The sequence below is a fragment of the Desulfosporosinus orientis DSM 765 genome (assembly GCF_000235605.1).
GTDB classification, from domain to species: domain Bacteria; phylum Bacillota; class Desulfitobacteriia; order Desulfitobacteriales; family Desulfitobacteriaceae; genus Desulfosporosinus; species Desulfosporosinus orientis.
Genome location: NC_016584.1, coordinates 1,869,390 through 1,886,233, shown reverse-complemented (window position 1 = coordinate 1,886,233; position 16,844 = coordinate 1,869,390). Strand labels below are relative to the sequence as shown.

Below are 16,844 nucleotides of genomic sequence, written 5' to 3'. Positions count from 1 at the left end.
CTCCACTCACCCTAAAAAAGGCGGAATATTTTGTATTTTTGAGGTTCAAGTTGGCGGCGTTCAGTTTATCCTAGCCATTCTCTTCACTTATCAATAAAGAGAATGGCTAGAGCTTTAGTCAAGCATGTCATATAAGGTTTGCTGTTTTGTCCTCAATTTCAATCTCATGCTTTTTCTTTATAAACTCCTTCGTGGAGGTACTGCAGCATTTCATCCTTGGTCATATGACCAATCCCCAAATAATCCAAACTATAACCGGACTCATAGAAATCCGTTTCCAGCATGGCATTAGCCAAATTGATCATCGAATCCACCACAGGCGTTTTTACCCCAAATTTCTTACCCAGTTCATGATAAACATGACATCCCACCGGTATATCCTCCGTGATATATCGATTGTTAATAGTGTGCGGGCCGGTGCCAAATTGAATATAATCCTGTTGGTCAAAGGGAATTTCATAATCAGGACCCATATATTCCGGTCCCAGGATATTTTCTCTGGAGAAAAACTGCTTTTTGTCAAATTCCTGAATGCCGACACCCATGGCCTCTGCCAGTTTACATTGCTCTTGATATAATGTGTATTGAACTTGAGATATTGACGGGCAGTAGGCATGAGAATATATGGAAAAATCGTATTTATTCTCTCCATAAATGACTCCCCAGTTTTCCATGACTCCAACTCCCAGGATGGTGCCTGGGCAGTGCAGTACAGGGTTTACGTTACTGAATCCGATGTCCATGACAGTGTTTCCGCCAACAACACCGTCACCCTTAGTTATGGCATCCATACTTGGTATATATTTTGTGCTCTCTAAGAAATCTTCCTGATCGGTTGTCGGAAGTGCTGCTCCTCTTAAGGTAATTGCCCGGTAATAGGCTCGAACCTTTGGTAAGACCACTCCGCCTTTTATTTCTACTCTGGAGCCATAAGGTGCACTGGACCACCCGCCGATAATAACTTTTTTGGTACACCCTGCTTCGCGCATCATTTTCCTTAATAATAGAGAGCCGTAGTTATCCGGGAAAATATGGATGACCATGCCGTCTTCTAAAGCAGGCACTAACTGTTCAAAAAAGGGTCTGTGTCCAATGGAGGGAGTGGTTACAATCACGATTCCCGCACCTTTTACTGCTTCTGCAACATCGGTTGTGACTTTATCAAACTGAGCGACTCCTGAACGTTCAAAACTGTAGAGGTTCAATTGTTCTCCAAAGAACTTTAAGCCGTCTTTTACACCAAACAAGGTTTTTTCCGCAAAGGGGGGCAGGTCACAAAAACGAACCTGAGCGCCTCCTAAAGCGCAATCTCCAGCTTGTGCTTTTCCGCACGCCCCAGCTCCAAGTACTGCTATTGGTTTGTTTTTCAAATACTCCATGTTACTCATTTTCTTTTCCTCCAACCTTAAATTTTCTATATACAAGCTCTGCTCTGCCCTTGGAATTCAAGAATCTGCTAAAACTTTTTCTTCACTCTCTATGGATAATTGCGATTAGCTAAATTCCTTAAATAAACTTTCGAATTCTTCATGGCTGTCCAAAATGTGATAAACATGATCATCCGTTGGAAATAGTCCGGTTTTCACATCATTAATGTATTGTTTAAAGGCATTCACTTCAATTTCAGCCATATTCGCATATTTCTTGACAAACTTTGGTGTGAACATCTCAAACATACCCAGCATATCCCCAGATATCAGAAGTTGACCGTCACAAGGTTGTCCAGCGCCTATGGAATAAACGGGAATCTCCAATTTTCGGGTGATAAAGCCCGTCAGTTCTGGCGGAACGGCTTCCAATAAAAGGGCATATGCTCCGGCTTCTTGAATAGCGATGGCATCTAAGATAAGTTCTCTGGCACTTTTCACGTCTCTGCCCTGGGCTTTAAACCCGCCTAACTGTCCGGAGCTTTGAGGAGTTAAGCCAATATGGCCCATGACCAGCATCCCGGCATCTGTGATTGCTCTAATCTGACTGCAAACCCGTCTTCCCCCTTCAAGCTTAACGCAGTCGACATTTGCCTCTTTGTGAAACCTGCCTGCATTTTTTACTGCATCTTGATCTGAAATTTGGTAGGACAAAAATGGCATATCTCCGACGATCCAAGTATTCGGGGCCCCCCTGCGAACTGCCTGACAATGAGAAATACATTCCTCCATCGTTACAGGTATCGTACTCCCATAACCGAGCACCACCATCCCTAATGAATCCCCCACAAGTATTAAATCCATGCCCGCCTGCTCCGCGAAGGAAGCCGTAGGATAATCATAGGCTGTTACCCATACAGCTTGCTCTCCATCGTTCTTCATTTTCATAAAATCTAAGATCCCTTTTTTTCGAGCCACTTAAATGCCCCCTTTATTTGATCCATGATCTTTTATGATAGCAATTCCTGTGCCATTTTTTAAATAATCAATATTTTTACATTATTAGTGTTTTTTTGACAATTTCATATGAATTATTTTATATTATTCATTTTTAAAATCCTTATTGTAAAGATAATTCTGTAAATTAATACAAACAGATAATTTAAATGTAAAAATTTCTTTACATTTAAATTATCTGTTTGTTTTTCAAAGGCTAATAAACCTTTGAGATAAGTACCCTATTCAGCAAAAAGTAAAGGAATTTTGCATGCAAAATTCCTTTACTTTTTGCTGAATATTATATTTTCCACAGTCAGCCAAACTCGAATATCATGGTATACTTATTGTAAAATTCAGTTATTTATTTAAAGGTGGGATTGTATATATGTTAGAATCACACTTCCTTGAAGATAGTTTACTAGAATTGCCGCTAAAAATTATAGAAGTCTTAGAAGATATATGCATACAAGTTGTGGATATAAATGGTTGTACCATTTACTATTCGAAAGGATGTGAAACAATAGAACAATATAAGAGAGAAGACATATTAGGTAAGAATATACGTGATACTTATCGGTTAGATGAAAATGTAGAACTAACTTCTGATAACAGCGTCATGCTTGGCGTACTACAAACCGGAAAACCTATCATTAATGAAGTGATGCGATATATTACTCAAAAGGGCCAACTCGTCAATGTCATTACCAGTGCCTACCCTATATTCTCAAATGATAAATTATTAGGTGCAATTGCAGTTTTTAAAGACATTTCTCAAATAATTGAAATGTCCTCTACTATCACACGATTACAGCATGATCTTCTCTTACAAAAGAAGATACAAAACCAAAACGGAACACAGTTTCACTTTGATGATATTATTGGCTCAAGCACTATTACTAAATCGACCATTGCCATGGCGAAGAGAATATCACTCTCTTCTTCACCAATACTTATTGTCGGTGCCACCGGAACCGGTAAAGAATTATTTGCTCAAAGTATTCACAATTATGGCCCTGTATCTAAGGGCCCCTTTGTGGCTATAAATTGCAGCTCAATTCCTGAAACGCTCCTGGAAAGTATACTCTTTGGAACAACTAAAGGGGCTTTCACAGGGGCTAATGATACCATTGGCCTTTTTGAACAAGCGAAAAATGGTACTTTATTTTTGGATGAACTGAACTCAACTAGTTTAGCCTTTCAAGCATCCCTGCTAAGAGTTTTGGAAACCAATAAGATCCGCAGAGTCGGAGATAATAAGGAGATCTTAGTAAATGGACGAATTATTAGTGCAACGAATATTGATCCTGTTGAAGCCATTAAAAAAGCTCAATTAAGACCCGACCTTTACTATCGGCTGTCTGCCCTCACCTTAGAAATTCCCACTCTAGTAATGCGGTTTGATGATATTTACGAATTGGCAAATAGTTTTATTAGAGCAAACAATCAAATTATGGGAAAAAATATCCATGGCATTTCAGATGAAGCTTATAAACTTTTGAAAAATTATAATTGGCCTGGTAACATTCGCCAGTTGAAACATTGTATTGATTATTCAATGAATATGACAGAAATAAAGGATCTTCTAATCTGTTCTCACCATCTTCCCAAATACATTGTCAACAGTTCTAAAACTAAACCAGCACATAAACTTTGCAAAGCCAATAATTTGAAAGAAACGCTAAATCAAATTGAAAGAGAAATAATCATTAAAGAGATTAATAGTAACAATGGCAATCTTAGCAGATCAGCCAAAAACCTTGGTATATCAAGACAAAATCTTCAATATCGCTTAGGAGTTTTAAAAATTTTTGAACCTAAGTATAAAACTTGACAGTTTCGGTTTCGCAGCTTTATCTAGGGTTATCTATTTATTATTTAGCTTGCGGTAAAGCATGGTCCTGTGAATCCCCAAGCGCCGGGCTGCTTCTCCCATCCGTCCCCCGCACTCCCGCAAAACCTGGCTTATATACTCTTCCTCCACGGATTTAAGCACACTTTTCAAGGTTCCCTCATAAGCCCTATCGCCCTCCTGGGGCCTGGGTTCGCAATCCAGACGGGTTTTCCGGCTAACCAGTGAATCTTCTTCAAAGTTCAAAATATCTCCCATGGAAGTCATCACCAAGCGTTCGATAACATTCCGCAGTTCCCGCACATTCCCCGGCCAGTTATAGTTAAAAAGTGACTGGGTGGCCTGAGAGGAGAACTGTTTTTTCAGGGCGTATTTGCGGTTTAATTCCCCTAAAAACTTGTGGGCAAAGGCCAAAATGTCCTCGGGCCGGTCCCGAAGGGTGGGTATATTAATTGGTATGACATTGAGCCGGTAGTATAAATCGCTTCTGAAGAGTTTTTGAGAGATCATGGCTTTTAAATCCCGGTTGGTGGCAGCAATAAAGCGAACATTGGCGTGATAGATGTTGGTGTCCCCCAGCCGCTGGACCTCTCCGGATTCAATGACCCGCAGCAGTTTCGACTGCATCGCCATGGGCAATTCCGCAATTTCATCCAAAAACAAGGTGCCTTTATCGGCAATTTCAAACAGCCCCGGTTTCCCGTGGGGATTGGCGCCGGTGAAAGCGCCTCTGACATAGCCAAAAAATTCGGACTCCAGCAGCTCCTGAGGAATGGCGGCGCAATTCACAGGTATAAAAGGCTCTTTGGAGCGCAGGCTATGGCGGTGAATGTACCTGGCCATAACCTCTTTCCCTGTCCCCGTCTCGCCGATGAGCATCACCGTACTGTCGGCCTTGGCAATGAAGTTGCAGGTTTTAATGATCTTTTTCATCTGGGGACTTTCCGCTACAATTTCTTTATTCCCCGCATCCACATCACTCAGGTATTCCACAGCGGTTTTATAACGGTGGACAGTGCTTCTTTCTTTTTCCAGGGCGGCAATGTAATCATCCACCAGTTTGGTATCCCGGGCATTGGTGATCACCATGACGATTTCCCCATGCTCATCGATAAGAGGCTTACTGGTGGCCATTTCCTGAACGCCGTTTTTGTTTCTGACGATTCCGGAGACTACGGAACGGCTTTTAATGGCTTCTATAGTCGGGGACCAATCGTATATTCCGTCTTTAACATGCTCCTTGACATTTTTTCCGATCATGTCTTCCGTTCTTTCATAGCCCATAAAGATCCCAGTCCCGATACTGGCTAACAACACATTGCCGTATTTATCCGTGACAAAAATTGAATCATAGGAGTTGTCGATGATTTGCTGAAGAAACTGTTGGCCTGGATTCGAATTTAAATTTCCTGACAGTAATTCTTGAATAGGATGTGGTTGTATACAATCAGACCCAACAGTCACGTTTATCTCCGCCTCTCTTCATTGATAACGATAATAAAACGGTAACCACAAGCATATTCGAAACTTTCAGTTATATATTGAATATTCTGTATTATAGAAATAATTCCTTCTTCTGCTTAAAAAATTATGACCGGCTAAGCAGACTAAGCCTTTCAGGAGTACTACCCGAGAACTCCTGAAAGGCTATGGTCTTTATCCTGTTCAGCCCTTGGCGGCTTAGCGGTTTTTAAATACCGGCGGACGTTTATTGATAAAGGCGTCTAAGCCTTCTTTCAAATCTTCCGTCAGGAAGATTTTTTCCACATGCTGCATCTCTATCTCCATAGCGTCTTGCAAGGGCAGCTCCAAGCCTTTATTGACCAGATATTTTCCGTAGGCCATGGCCACCCCCGCTCCTTTGGCCAGTTTTTTCGCCAACTTAAGGGCTTCCTCAAAGGCCGTTCCGGCAGGAACCACCTGATTCACTAAACCGATCTTTAAGGCTTCTTCCGCCGTGATAGGGCTGCCGGTAAAGAGCAGCTCCTTGGCCTTGGCCGGTCCCACCAGTCTGGCTAAACGCTGGGTGCCGCCCAGACCGGGAATCAAACCCAAGGTTACTTCAGGCAAGCCGAGCTTTGCCTTTTCATCAGCAATTCTCAGATCACAGGCTAGAACCAGCTCGCATCCCCCTCCCAGGGCCAAACCGTTTAAGGCGGCGATCACAGGCCGGGGTGAGTCTTCAAGATAGGTAAACATGTCTTTATAAATGGTGGCATTCTCCCGGGGGCCCTTTTCCATTTGATTAGGGAAATCCTTAATGTCGGCACCCGCTACAAAGAATTTCGGCCCTGCCCCGGTAATCACCAAGGCCCTGATTTCTTCATTGCCGTCAACATCCGCCAAAACCTCTTTCAGCTGTTCTCTCACATCCAGGGTAAGGGCGTTAACCGGCGGATTGTTAATGGTGATAATCCCCACATTCTCCTCAATGGTCAGTTCGACAACCTTATTCTCTGCCATATCCTTCTCCTCCTCTGCTCTCGCCTCTTAATTTCTAATCTCAAGTCTCTAAATCACTGATCTGATCTCTGATCTCTCTAATCTTCTAATCGTCTAATCGTCTAATTTCTAATCTCTATCTCTGATCTTAATGGTATGTGTAAAAACCCTGCCCGGTTTTCCTGCCCAAATGACCGGCCTGGACTAAGCGTTTATGAAGGGTCCGGGGCCAGAAGCGCATATCTCCCGTTCCTTCATACATAGCCGTAAAAACATCCAAGGCATTATCCAAACCGATGAGGTCTAAGAGGGCCAAAGGGCCAATGGGGTGATTCATCCCCAAGACACAGGCTTTATCAATATCTTCGGCAGAAGCCAAGCCGGCTTCATAAGCTGCCACCGCTCCGTTGAGGAGAGGGATCTGCAGGTAGTTCACTAAAAAACCGGGGGTGTCTTTGGCTTTGATCACTTTCTTGCCGATCTGCTCACAAAAACTAACGGCGGCTTGATAGGTTTCCTCACTGGTCGTCAGACCCATGACGATTTCCACCAGCTTCATAACCGGAGCCGGGTTAAAGAAATGCAGGCCAATGACTTTGTCCGGCCGTTTTGTCACACCGGCAAGTTCCGTCACGGACAAGGCGGAGGTGTTGCTGGCTAAAATCACTTCCGGTTTCAGCAGGGCATCCAGCTGTCTGAACAGCTCCTTTTTCAAGTCAATATTTTCATAGACGGCCTCAACAACCAAATCCGCCTCCTGCAGGCGCTGGAAATCATCACAAAGCTCAATCCGATCCATCAGGCTCTGTTTATCGGCCTGGGAGATTTTGCCCTTTTCCGCCAGTTTTGCCACGACTTTATCGATTTTGCCTTTACCCCGCTGAGCTGCTTCCCGATCCGCCTCAAAGAGTAAAACCTGAAGCCCGGCCTGAGCCACCGCTTGGACAATTCCTGAACCCATGGTTCCCGCTCCACCTAAGACCGCTACCGTTTTAAACAGCATTTAAAACACACCTCCTTTCAGCTCTCTGCCTCTTTTTCTCCATTTCCTCTATCTCATCATCGATATCCATCAGCTCGGTCAGCCACTTGGCCCGGTTCTCCTTACTCTCCAACACATTCGTCAGTAACCTTTCCCTTTGCCTCAGCAAAATCTCAGTTCGCTTCATCCCTTGAACCCCCTCTCTACGATCATTAAGTCAAGACATTAGGAATCTGTTTTTTTATTATTCAGTTAAATTAAGGTTATTGCAATTTTAATGCCAAGATCCTAGGTATCTATCTTAGCCGCGGTGGCGGCCTTTTCGTAAAAAAGCCTTTTTCAAGGCTTAATCAATGTAAAATTTATTTCCCCATTCTGATAAAAATTTTTGCAGCGGCAGCTTTAATTACACACCCTTTATAAAAAAGACCACTTTCGTGGTCTCAATTAATGTCAGGGTTTCTTCAGATGTCTTTTTATCGGGTTATGGGAATTATATGAAAATCAGCTACTCTCCGAAAAGTATATAATTTTGCTTAAACTCAAAAAATAAGAGGACAACAATTGAGGCTAGCCCAAAGACTCCAGAATAATTGACAGACAATTTTTTCAGAAGATATATTATTCGGTTTTAGGTTACAGAGCTCAGTTAAAAAATGGGCTGCAGTGAAAATTTGGTGATTCCATGAGCAGTAGACAGCTTACACAAATTGCAGGATTGGTTTTGTTGCTTATATTACATTGAGAAGGGATTTTAAAGAAATGTTAAAAATAAAAAATTTAATAAAAATATATGGCGGTGGCGTTAGAGCCGTGGATAATTTGAGCCTCACGGTTGAAGACGGTGACATCTACGGCTTTATCGGGCATAACGGTGCAGGAAAGACCACTACTATCAAGGCAATTGTTGGAATTCAGGATTTTGACAGCGGTGACATTGAAATTAACGGTCTATCGGTGAAAGCAAAGCCGATGGACTGTAAGAAAATCACAGCATATATTCCGGATAATCCAGACCTCTACGAGTTTATGACGGGTATTCGCTATCTAAACTTTGTGGCAAATATATTTGATGTCTCTATCCCGGAACGAAAGAAGGCTATCGAAAAATACGGCACAGAGCTAGAAATTATTGATGCTCTTTCATCTCCAATTGCTAGCTATTCGCACGGTATGAAGCAAAAGCTTGCTATTATTTCAGCACTCATTCACAAGCCAAAGCTACTCGTTCTCGATGAACCCTTCGTTGGCCTTGACCCTAAGGCATCGCACACACTCAAGGAATATATGAAAGAAATGACCACACAGGGGGCGTCTATCTTCTTTTCCTCTCATGGGCTTGAGGTTGTGGAGAAGCTTTGCAATAAAATAGCCATTATCAAGGGCGGAAAACTGATTGAAGCTGGACCGAACGAGCAAATTATCGGAAAACAATCGCTCGAAGATGTATTTTTGGAGTTGACGGAAAATGAATAAATTTATCGAGCTTGTAAAAGTCAATATTATTATGGCACTAGCACAGATGAATCTAGTCCGTGTTTCCTCTAGTAAAAAGCAGGATCGAGGGTATCTCTGGTTAATTGGGGTTGTTTACGCAGGACTAATGGTATATTTCGGCTGGATAATGAAAATGCTTTATGGCAAGCTAGAACCTTTTCACTTGCAATGGATTATATTACTACTGCTTTTCTCAGTTTTAACCTTGATGACACTTATGATCGGATTGTTTACAGTGAGTGGCGTGCTGTTTGAGAGTCGTGACCTTGACCAGCTGTTTTCATATCCACTATCGAGCAATCAAATCCTTTTCTCAAAAATTACTGCTTTAATTATGGGGAATTGGCCGCTCAATCTGATCTTTACGCTTCCAGTGCTAGGAGTTTATAGCTATTATGCACATCCATCCACCATGTTTTATTTATGCGCTGTACTTGGATTTCTGTTTATTCCGCTAATTCCTCTTGCCGTGGCGGTTATTATTAGCTATTTGATTAACCTTATTTCTATGGGGAAGCGGGCACGAAATACTATCAATATAGTTCTTATACTCGCTTGTGTAGGCAGTATCAATTTTTTGGTAAGAGCAGTTTTAAATAACTTTAAGTCCATCGTCGCCGGTTCATCTTCCTTAGTTGAAGGCATTCAAAAGTTCTACCCACCTGTTGGGTATCTTGTTAGCGCAATAAAAAACAACAGTCTATCGGATTTGCTAATTTTCCTTGCTATTAATTTTATCCCTTTTGCAGTACTTACGACCATCTTGTCACGCTGGTATAAATCACTGCGATCCAAAACTGTCACAACGAAAAAGGTTAAATCCAAAGGACTTACTTACAAGGTTTCCTCGCCTTTCAGTAATCTTTTACAAAAAGAATTTGGACGATATTTTTCTTCAGCCTTCTATGTACTTAATAGTAGTATTGGGTTGATTTTGATTACGTTATTTACAGTCTCGTCGTCTTTTTCCGGAAAACAGTTCAGGGCTATCTTAAACTTGTTTTCCGATAATAAAACAGCAGGTATGGTAGTGTTATTTTGTTTCTTAGCGGCACTCGCCAATACCACTGCACCGTCTATCTCTCTTGAAGGCAAAAATCTCTGGATACTTAAAGCTAGCCCAGTGGATGTGGGTACGATTCTTTTAGCAAAGTTATGTGTTCAGCTTACAATTGCCATACCTGTGCTAATCATCGACAGCGTAATATTATCGCTAACCTTACATTTCTCATTTATGTCTTTTCTTTGGGTGTGTTTAATCCCAGTTCTAATGTCTGTGTTAAGCGGTTTAGTTGGCTTGATTGCAAATCTACGTTACCATCGGTTCGATTTTACCAACGAAATGCAGGTGGTAAAGAATAGTGCTAGCGTGTTGATTTCAATGTTTGGCATGTTGTTTGTGGTAGGAGCATTTGCCGGTATTTACCTACTCTTTCAAAACGTTGTTTCTTTCGATGTTTTTGCCACAGCTGTAGTTTGCGTCTTGCTTATGCTGACGTTGATTACAGGAATGTACCTTTTTACCAAAGGTAAAAAGCTGTTTGAATTATTATAGGAATTTTTTTACTACAAGGCTCAATTATTCAAAAGAAGAAAAAGTCAGTGATAAAAATACATCATCCTTATTTCGAATTCGAGGCAAGCATTCCATTCTTTGAAATATGTACATTATTTCTATCACTTAGGTCATACTTCAAACTTCCTCAAATTTTTATTTGGAGCACACAAGAAAGGGGTACTTACGCCCAATTATCTATATTCCGTATCAAGACATCTTGACCACCAAAGCCGCCCCGGTATCCCCTGCAGCGCAGCCGGTGAAAAGGCAATAGCCGCCGCCGAGAATAACCAGCTCTTCGATCATCTCGATAATCGCCCTGCCGGCAGTGGGTCCCTGGGGATGCCCGTAAACCAAGGGACAGCCGTAATTTTTAAAGTTATCTTTTCTACCTGGCACACCCAATGTATCGTGTTGCTATATCGAGAAATTGTTTAATCAAGGTTGAATTATTATCTGTTCGCCAGGCGATGCTCATTTCTACTTGCGGGGCTTCTCCCCTGATGTCCACATACATAACGTCCCTTGCCTGTATATTCGCTGTTGATCTTGGTACGATACTAACACCCAATCCTGCTGCAACCAAGCCAACGATGGTCTGGATTTCTTTGACGTACTGACGGATGATGGGGCTGAAACCGGCATCGTAACATTTTGAGAGGATATCATCATACCAGCTCGGCCAAATATCCCTTTCCACTAATATAAATTGTTCTGTGCTCAGTTCACCCATGGATATTGAAGTACGTTCTGCCAGGGGATGAGACTTGGGCATAACGGCGATACATTTCTCTTGCTGAATTGTCAAATGTGATATGAGCGGATCAACCACAGGAGTTCTTACAAAGCCAATGTCGATGGACTTATTGTGAAATGCCTTAATTTGCTTTGGTGTAGGCATTTCATGAAGAACCAAATCAACATCGGGATACTGTTCCCGGAACGCCCGAACTATGATGGGAAGAATATCGAAGGTTGCAGAGCCGACAAAACCCAGCTCTAAGCGGCCAAGTATTCCCATCTGTGCTCTTAAAGCTGCATCCTTAGCCCGTTCTAAGTGAGTAAGGATGCGGCGAACTTCCTGCAAAAAAACTTTTCCGGCGTCTGTCAGCTCGACATGGCGTTTTGATCTCTTTAGCAACTTTATTCCAAGTTCCCTTTCAAGCAGTAAAATTTGTTGACTTAAAGGCGGTTGTGTCATCTGTAAGCGCGTTGCCGCGCGGCCAAAATGCAGCTCTTCTGCCACAACCGTGAAATATTCAAGCTGACGTAGTTCCACGTTACTCCTCCTATACTATTAAGTCGTTATTCGACTTAATAGTGCGATTTTAATATATTAGACGCCAATTCATTCTCGTTGTAAAGTGTTAATTATAGAAATTCCATTTTTTCAAAAAATTCTAACGATAATAATGTGAGGGGATGATCATTCCTATGAGTGCTTCGATGGCCATGTTATGTCTTGTCTGGGGATTTAATTTTGTAATCATGAAATTGGGAAATGGTGCCTTTCCCCCTGTTATGTTTGCCGCATTACGATTTTCAACCGGCGCCATCGTACTCCTCGGCATAATCTTCATGAAAAAAATACCTCTGCCCAATAAATCGGAATTCAAATGGTTTGTTCTCTGTGGGTTGATACAAACCACCTATTTTAACATAGCCATTCAAATCTCACTTAACTATGTCAGCGCTGGTCTTACCTCGGTTCTGACCTACAGTATGCCGCTTTTTCTCTCAATCATGGCCCATTGGTGGATTCCTGGTGAACAGTTGACGACAAGAAAGACCTTTGGAATTGTTCTTGGCATAGTTGGCTTATTTCTGGCTATGAATACTCATTTAGGAGGATTCTTCTGGGCTGTATTACTGGCATTAAGCTCCGCTGTTTCCTGGGCTGTGGCCAACTTGCTTTTTAAACTGAAATTAAAGCATAGTAATATCATTCAATATACTACTTGGCAAATGACCATGGGAGCGTTAGGATTATGGATATATTCACTGTCATTTGAACACGGAGAATCGCATTGGGGATTAATGCCTGCTGTTTATATACTGTTTTCAGGGATTGTGGCCTCGGCCCTGGCGTTTGTGATGTGGAATCATATTTTGAGTCGTACCGAAGCAAGCAAAGCATCGACTTCTTTACTACTGGTACCTATGGTGGGGATTATTTCTGGTTGCGTATTTTTAAATGAGAGCTTAAAGATAGTTACGTTAGCAGGGATTTTACTTGTACTTACTGGAATATGGATTGTAAATACTAAAAATGCTGATAAATCCAATAGGGTGGAATCAAATGCTGGAAATAAATCACTATAGGCTGAACAACTTTATTGGCTGAACTTTCTTTACTATCAGGTTAGTAATTGCCGGAATGGTTCTGTTTATAAATTTATTGAGGTCTATTTATGGTAAAGGAGCAATTTTTGTGAATTTTGAAGAGATATCTTTTAAGAACTTTGATTTTAATCCATTGACTAAAGTGGACGATTGGGCGCTTTTAACCGCCGGAACAAAAGACAAATTTAACATGATGACTATAACTGGTGTCATGTGTGGAAAATTCTTTTTAAAACCAATGATGCAGGTATATGTTCACCCGGACAGGTATTCCTACCAATTTTTAGAGGACAACGATTACTTTACGGTATCCTTTTTCGATGTTCCTCACCATCCCGCTTTACAAATATGCGGAAGAATGCATGGTAATGAATGTGATAAAGTGACTGAATCAGGGCTACATCCCATCCCGTTTGAAAATACAGTAATTTTTGAAGAGGCAAAGACAATTTTCGTATGCAGAAAAGTTTATCATACGGATGTTAAAGAGGATCATTTTGATTCTCAGGAGTTGTTTAATGAATATTATAAAGAGTCATCAATATTTCATAGAATTTACCTTGGACACATTGAAAAAGTATTGCACCACAGATAACTGAAACATAAAAAGAAAAAAGGCTAAGTTAATTTTTGTTAACTTTAACCTTTTCTTTAATTCATTAAATGCCACACCTTTTTGTCCATAAAACCGAAAATACTTGAAAAATATGGGGTCTTAGAATCGCCGGCTGCTATTGAGAAACCGAACTGGTTCGGATGAGAATTGTTGCTTCATCTAAATTGGTGACTATAAAGATCCGGTCCATGATCCTATTAAGTCTATCTAAATCCATTATTGCGCGGACACTTTCCTGAAGCCCTTGAGATTCCGCGCCCAACCGTGCGGCAAGGTATCGGCAAATGGCATCTTGAGCCATAAGGAGTTTGCCTTCCGCCTCCCCTTCTTCTCTGCCTTTATTTTCTGCCGACTTCATCCTGGTCAGCTGGTCACGCAGTTCCGCTTCTCTGGCCTCGTACAGCATTCTTGCCTTTTCATCTTTACTGATGATCTTTAATAGATCGTAGGCTTTCTTGATATCTTTATTCTTTTCGGCTAACATTTCGATCACTCCTTTTGACTTAGCATCCAGGAATTCCATCCATTCCACGACAGAATTATTCTGATCTCTGGAAATTTCTGAATCAGCTAATTTAGGCATCTCCAAAAATGGACCTCTAAGATGTCCGTCAACTTGTAGCCCGTTTCTTCCTCGGTCAAATGATATCGGGAGTGCAGTTCCCAGTCATGGTCTTTTCTTCCCCTTTCAAAGGAATGGATTCTACGGTTACATTATACAACCAGAGCCTTAATTCCTTCCATATAAAGGAATTAGATACTATTATAAAATTTTTCATATCCCCTCATCGGAACCTGGGAAGATCAGATAATATTTTGATAAAATAAAGTAACTAAGGTAGAATTAAATCATCAAGGATAATATAGGAAATGTCATTAAAGGAGTTTTTAAGACTTTGAAGCGCAGGTTGTTGTATGCAGCTTTTGTACTATACTTACTGTCCATGACAGTTAATTTAATTCGTCATCCCTTTGGGATAGCTTCACAAGGTTATGCCATTCCTAATCAAAAGAATGGTCAATTAGAGGAAAGGGTCAGGCCTTACTCTTATCAATTAAGAAGATTGAATTGTGTGCCTGCGACTCTTGTTGATGCTGAATTGACTGGTTTTTCAGGTATGACACTGGGGAATGTTAATATTAACGATACGAATATCAAATGCATTGCAGCAATCGAAAGTGACAATCCAGTTAATCCCAATACAATCGTTTTATATTATAAGTTTTTAGGGTTTCAATTGAAGCAAGTTATTAAAGATAATAGTTTAAACGTAGAATGAGTGTAAATAGGTAATCCATAGGTTCACTCCTGTGGGCAAAACAGCGTCACGCCGCCAGTGCAGCACTCATCCCTGTAAGAATGGCACGAAGAATTCCTCTGTTTTTCCCCTGTACCGGAAGCGCAAAAGGAGCGTGATTTATGAAAAATGTCAATAAAGCTACAATGTCTATAATAGCTATATACTTAATCCATTTATTAATTTATATAGGTATGTCTTATATTACATTAATGAATATGTCCCATTGGAATTTAGTTTTTCTAAAATTAAAAATAAATTCTAATATAGATCAATATAATCATTTATACATCAGTGTTTTTTATTTAATTTTATCAACTTATTTAATGCTTAACTCTTTAAACTTCTCTATGCATAAGCTAATTACGATCCTGGTTTATACCATATCCTATGCTTTTGCATTTTTTGCTTTATACAAGTACTACTCTATTAAAGAATTTATAGATATCTTATTAATTGCAAATGGATTAGTATTAAGCCTTAATGTATTATTCAAAAAAATAAATAAATCTCATCACTTATTAAGCCTTAGAAACTTTTTCAGAACTCAATAACTTAATATTTTCTTCTTAAAAAGGGAAAAAGGCTAAGTTATTTTTATTAACTTTAGCCTTTTTCTAATTAATTAGATTTATTTAAATAACGCAACTACTGTCTGTTCCTTACTCCTACCTATCTCATCCAAATCAGGAGACCTTGACCACCAAAGCCGCCCCTGTATCCCCTGCGGCACAGCCGGTGAAGAGGCCATAGCCGCCGCCCAGCATTACCAGCTCTTCGATCATCTCGATAATGGCTCTGCCGGCAGTGGGTCCCTGGGGATGCCCGTAAACCAGGGGGCAGCCGTAATTATTCACCTTCATCACGTCAAGGCCCATGGTATTGGCCATATACAAGTCATTAGCTGCGAAGGGATTATGGGTTTTGATGGCTTTGACATCCTTGACGCTGATTCCCGCCCCTTTCAAGGCCATTTCTGCCGCCGGTACCACGGCCATGGCCATATGGGCTTTTTCCGCCCGGGCAAAGCCATAGGAGAGGATTTGAATGGTCAGGTTTTTATCGGCACTCAATTCTCTAGCCTTATCCTGGGTGGTAACAATCAGCCCGCAGTTGCCGTCAGCGGGATGGGTTTGCGCGCCAAAGGAATGAACCCCGCCGGCAATCACCGGTTTTAAAGGTGCCAGGCTTTCATAGGTAGTGGGAGTTACACCTTCATCGGCTTCGACCAGGCCGGTTTTCTTTTTGCTGATCTTGTATTCCACAGGAATCATATAGCGCTTTTGGAAAGCCCTGTCGTCGGCTAAGGCATCCTGGTACTGTTCATAGCGCCGGGCTGTCACCCGGTCCACATCTTCTTTGCTGATACCCCCGGCCTTATTGACCACGTTTTCCGCCGTTTGAATCATGGCTACCCCTTTCCAGGGACCGCCGTCAAAATTGTCCATCATCCAGCTTTCCGAGATCACTTCCCCGCCGGGACCCTTAGGATTGGGCCAGACCGTGAAGGGACCGTTGGAGCAGCGGTCTGTGAGGAGACAAAAGGATGTTTCATAAAGGCCCGTTTCAACGCCGGCCGCCGCTTGGTTTATAACTGTGGTAGAAGTTGAGCAGGCCTGTGTGATATGCATGCCGGGAATATCCGGGTTACCCATGAGGGCAGCCGCCCAGGGAGCGTCATAAAAAGTCCAAAGCATGCCAATGGTTTTACCGAAGACTAAATACTCAAAGATTTTTGGGTCAATACTTTTGCCTGCCAGCCACTTGCTGGCCGTTGCCGCCGCCAGCTCAACGGGATGCTCGTTTTGCAGGCTGCCCTGCCAACGGACAAAGGGAGTACTATAATACCCTCGATAGGGAATAAACGCTTTTGTGTACATACGGATCCCCTCC

The 16,844-nt window shown here is 41.6% G+C and carries 15 protein-coding genes and 1 pseudogene; 6 read left to right on the top strand and 10 right to left on the bottom strand.

Annotated features, from left to right (window positions below; translation table 11 throughout):
- Positions 1-164: 164 nt before the first annotated feature.
- The gene (locus DESOR_RS08690; protein ID WP_014184229.1) at positions 165-1,388 is read right to left on the bottom strand and encodes an NAD/NADP-dependent octopine/nopaline dehydrogenase family protein; all 1,224 of its coding nucleotides are present in this window, start codon (positions 1,386-1,388) and stop codon (positions 165-167) included.
- A gap of 105 nt (positions 1,389-1,493) precedes the next feature.
- Positions 1,494-2,345: a 3-methyl-2-oxobutanoate hydroxymethyltransferase gene (gene panB / locus DESOR_RS08685; protein ID WP_014184228.1), complete on the bottom strand. Its 852-nt coding sequence runs from the start codon at positions 2,343-2,345 to the stop codon at positions 1,494-1,496.
- Between the two features lie 406 nt (positions 2,346-2,751).
- On the opposite strand from panB, the gene DESOR_RS08680 reads away from it, so the two are divergent.
- On the top strand, positions 2,752-4,197 hold the full coding sequence (locus tag DESOR_RS08680; protein WP_014184227.1) for a sigma-54 interaction domain-containing protein: 1,446 nt from the start codon (positions 2,752-2,754) through the stop codon (positions 4,195-4,197).
- A gap of 33 nt (positions 4,198-4,230) precedes the next feature.
- On the opposite strand, the gene DESOR_RS08675 is transcribed toward DESOR_RS08680, so the two are convergent.
- The 4 genes from DESOR_RS08675 to DESOR_RS29640 form a co-directional block, all read right to left on the bottom strand.
- Positions 4,231-5,679, bottom strand: coding sequence for a sigma-54 interaction domain-containing protein (locus DESOR_RS08675; protein WP_014184226.1), 1,449 nt, complete (start codon positions 5,677-5,679; stop codon positions 4,231-4,233).
- Positions 5,680-5,895: 216 nt separating this feature from the next.
- Positions 5,896-6,678 carry an enoyl-CoA hydratase gene (locus DESOR_RS08670; protein WP_014184225.1) on the bottom strand — a complete coding sequence of 261 codons (783 nt, stop codon included), beginning with the start codon at positions 6,676-6,678 and terminating at the stop codon, positions 5,896-5,898.
- 127 nt (positions 6,679-6,805) lie between these two features.
- Positions 6,806-7,660 carry a 3-hydroxyacyl-CoA dehydrogenase family protein gene (locus DESOR_RS08665; RefSeq protein WP_014184224.1) on the bottom strand — a complete coding sequence of 285 codons (855 nt, stop codon included), beginning with the start codon at positions 7,658-7,660 and terminating at the stop codon, positions 6,806-6,808.
- The gene (locus DESOR_RS29640) at positions 7,650-7,826 is read right to left on the bottom strand and encodes a hypothetical protein (RefSeq protein ID WP_014184223.1); all 177 of its coding nucleotides are present in this window, start codon (positions 7,824-7,826) and stop codon (positions 7,650-7,652) included. The genes DESOR_RS08665 and DESOR_RS29640 overlap by 11 nt, the downstream gene beginning before the upstream one ends.
- A 575-nt stretch (positions 7,827-8,401) precedes the next feature.
- On the opposite strand from DESOR_RS29640, the gene DESOR_RS08660 reads away from it, so the two are divergent.
- A complete protein-coding gene (locus DESOR_RS08660) occupies positions 8,402-9,115 on the top strand; it encodes an ABC transporter ATP-binding protein (protein ID WP_014184222.1) in 714 nt (237 codons plus the stop codon).
- On the top strand, positions 9,108-10,691 hold the full coding sequence (locus DESOR_RS08655; protein WP_014184221.1) for an ABC transporter permease: 1,584 nt from the start codon (positions 9,108-9,110) through the stop codon (positions 10,689-10,691). The genes DESOR_RS08660 and DESOR_RS08655 overlap by 8 nt, the downstream gene beginning before the upstream one ends.
- Positions 10,692-10,901: 210 nt before the next feature.
- Here the strand turns inward: DESOR_RS08655 and DESOR_RS08650 are convergent.
- Together DESOR_RS08650 and DESOR_RS08645 are read right to left on the bottom strand one after the other, a co-directional pair.
- A pseudogene (locus DESOR_RS08650) lies at positions 10,902-11,072 on the bottom strand (thiolase family protein); the annotation flags it as partial.
- A 10-nt stretch (positions 11,073-11,082) separates the two neighbouring features.
- Entirely contained in the window at positions 11,083-11,973 is an 891-nt protein-coding gene (locus DESOR_RS08645; protein ID WP_014184220.1) for a LysR family transcriptional regulator, read from the bottom strand.
- Between the two features lie 143 nt (positions 11,974-12,116).
- Here DESOR_RS08645 and DESOR_RS08640 point away from each other — a divergent pair, with 143 nt between their 5' ends.
- Both DESOR_RS08640 and DESOR_RS08635 read left to right on the top strand, forming a co-directional pair.
- Positions 12,117-13,016, top strand: a complete 900-nt coding sequence (locus DESOR_RS08640) for a DMT family transporter (protein ID WP_345788329.1) — start codon at positions 12,117-12,119, stop codon at positions 13,014-13,016.
- A 109-nt stretch (positions 13,017-13,125) separates the two neighbouring features.
- Entirely contained in the window at positions 13,126-13,632 is a 507-nt protein-coding gene (locus DESOR_RS08635) for a flavin reductase (protein WP_014184218.1), read from the top strand.
- A gap of 136 nt (positions 13,633-13,768) precedes the next feature.
- Here the strand turns inward: DESOR_RS08635 and DESOR_RS30165 are convergent, their stop codons facing one another.
- Positions 13,769-14,236, bottom strand: a complete 468-nt coding sequence (locus DESOR_RS30165) for a PD-(D/E)XK nuclease family transposase (protein ID WP_242832522.1) — start codon at positions 14,234-14,236, stop codon at positions 13,769-13,771.
- 361 nt (positions 14,237-14,597) lie between these two features.
- On the opposite strand from DESOR_RS30165, the gene DESOR_RS08625 reads away from it, so the two are divergent.
- Positions 14,598-14,933, top strand: a complete 336-nt coding sequence (locus DESOR_RS08625) for a hypothetical protein (RefSeq protein WP_148265245.1) — start codon at positions 14,598-14,600, stop codon at positions 14,931-14,933.
- Between the two features lie 704 nt (positions 14,934-15,637).
- Here DESOR_RS08625 and DESOR_RS08615 read toward each other — a convergent pair.
- Positions 15,638-16,831 (bottom strand): thiolase family protein, encoded by a 1,194-nt coding sequence (locus DESOR_RS08615; protein WP_014184215.1) that lies wholly within the window; start codon positions 16,829-16,831, stop codon positions 15,638-15,640.
- Positions 16,832-16,844 lie beyond the last annotated feature (13 nt).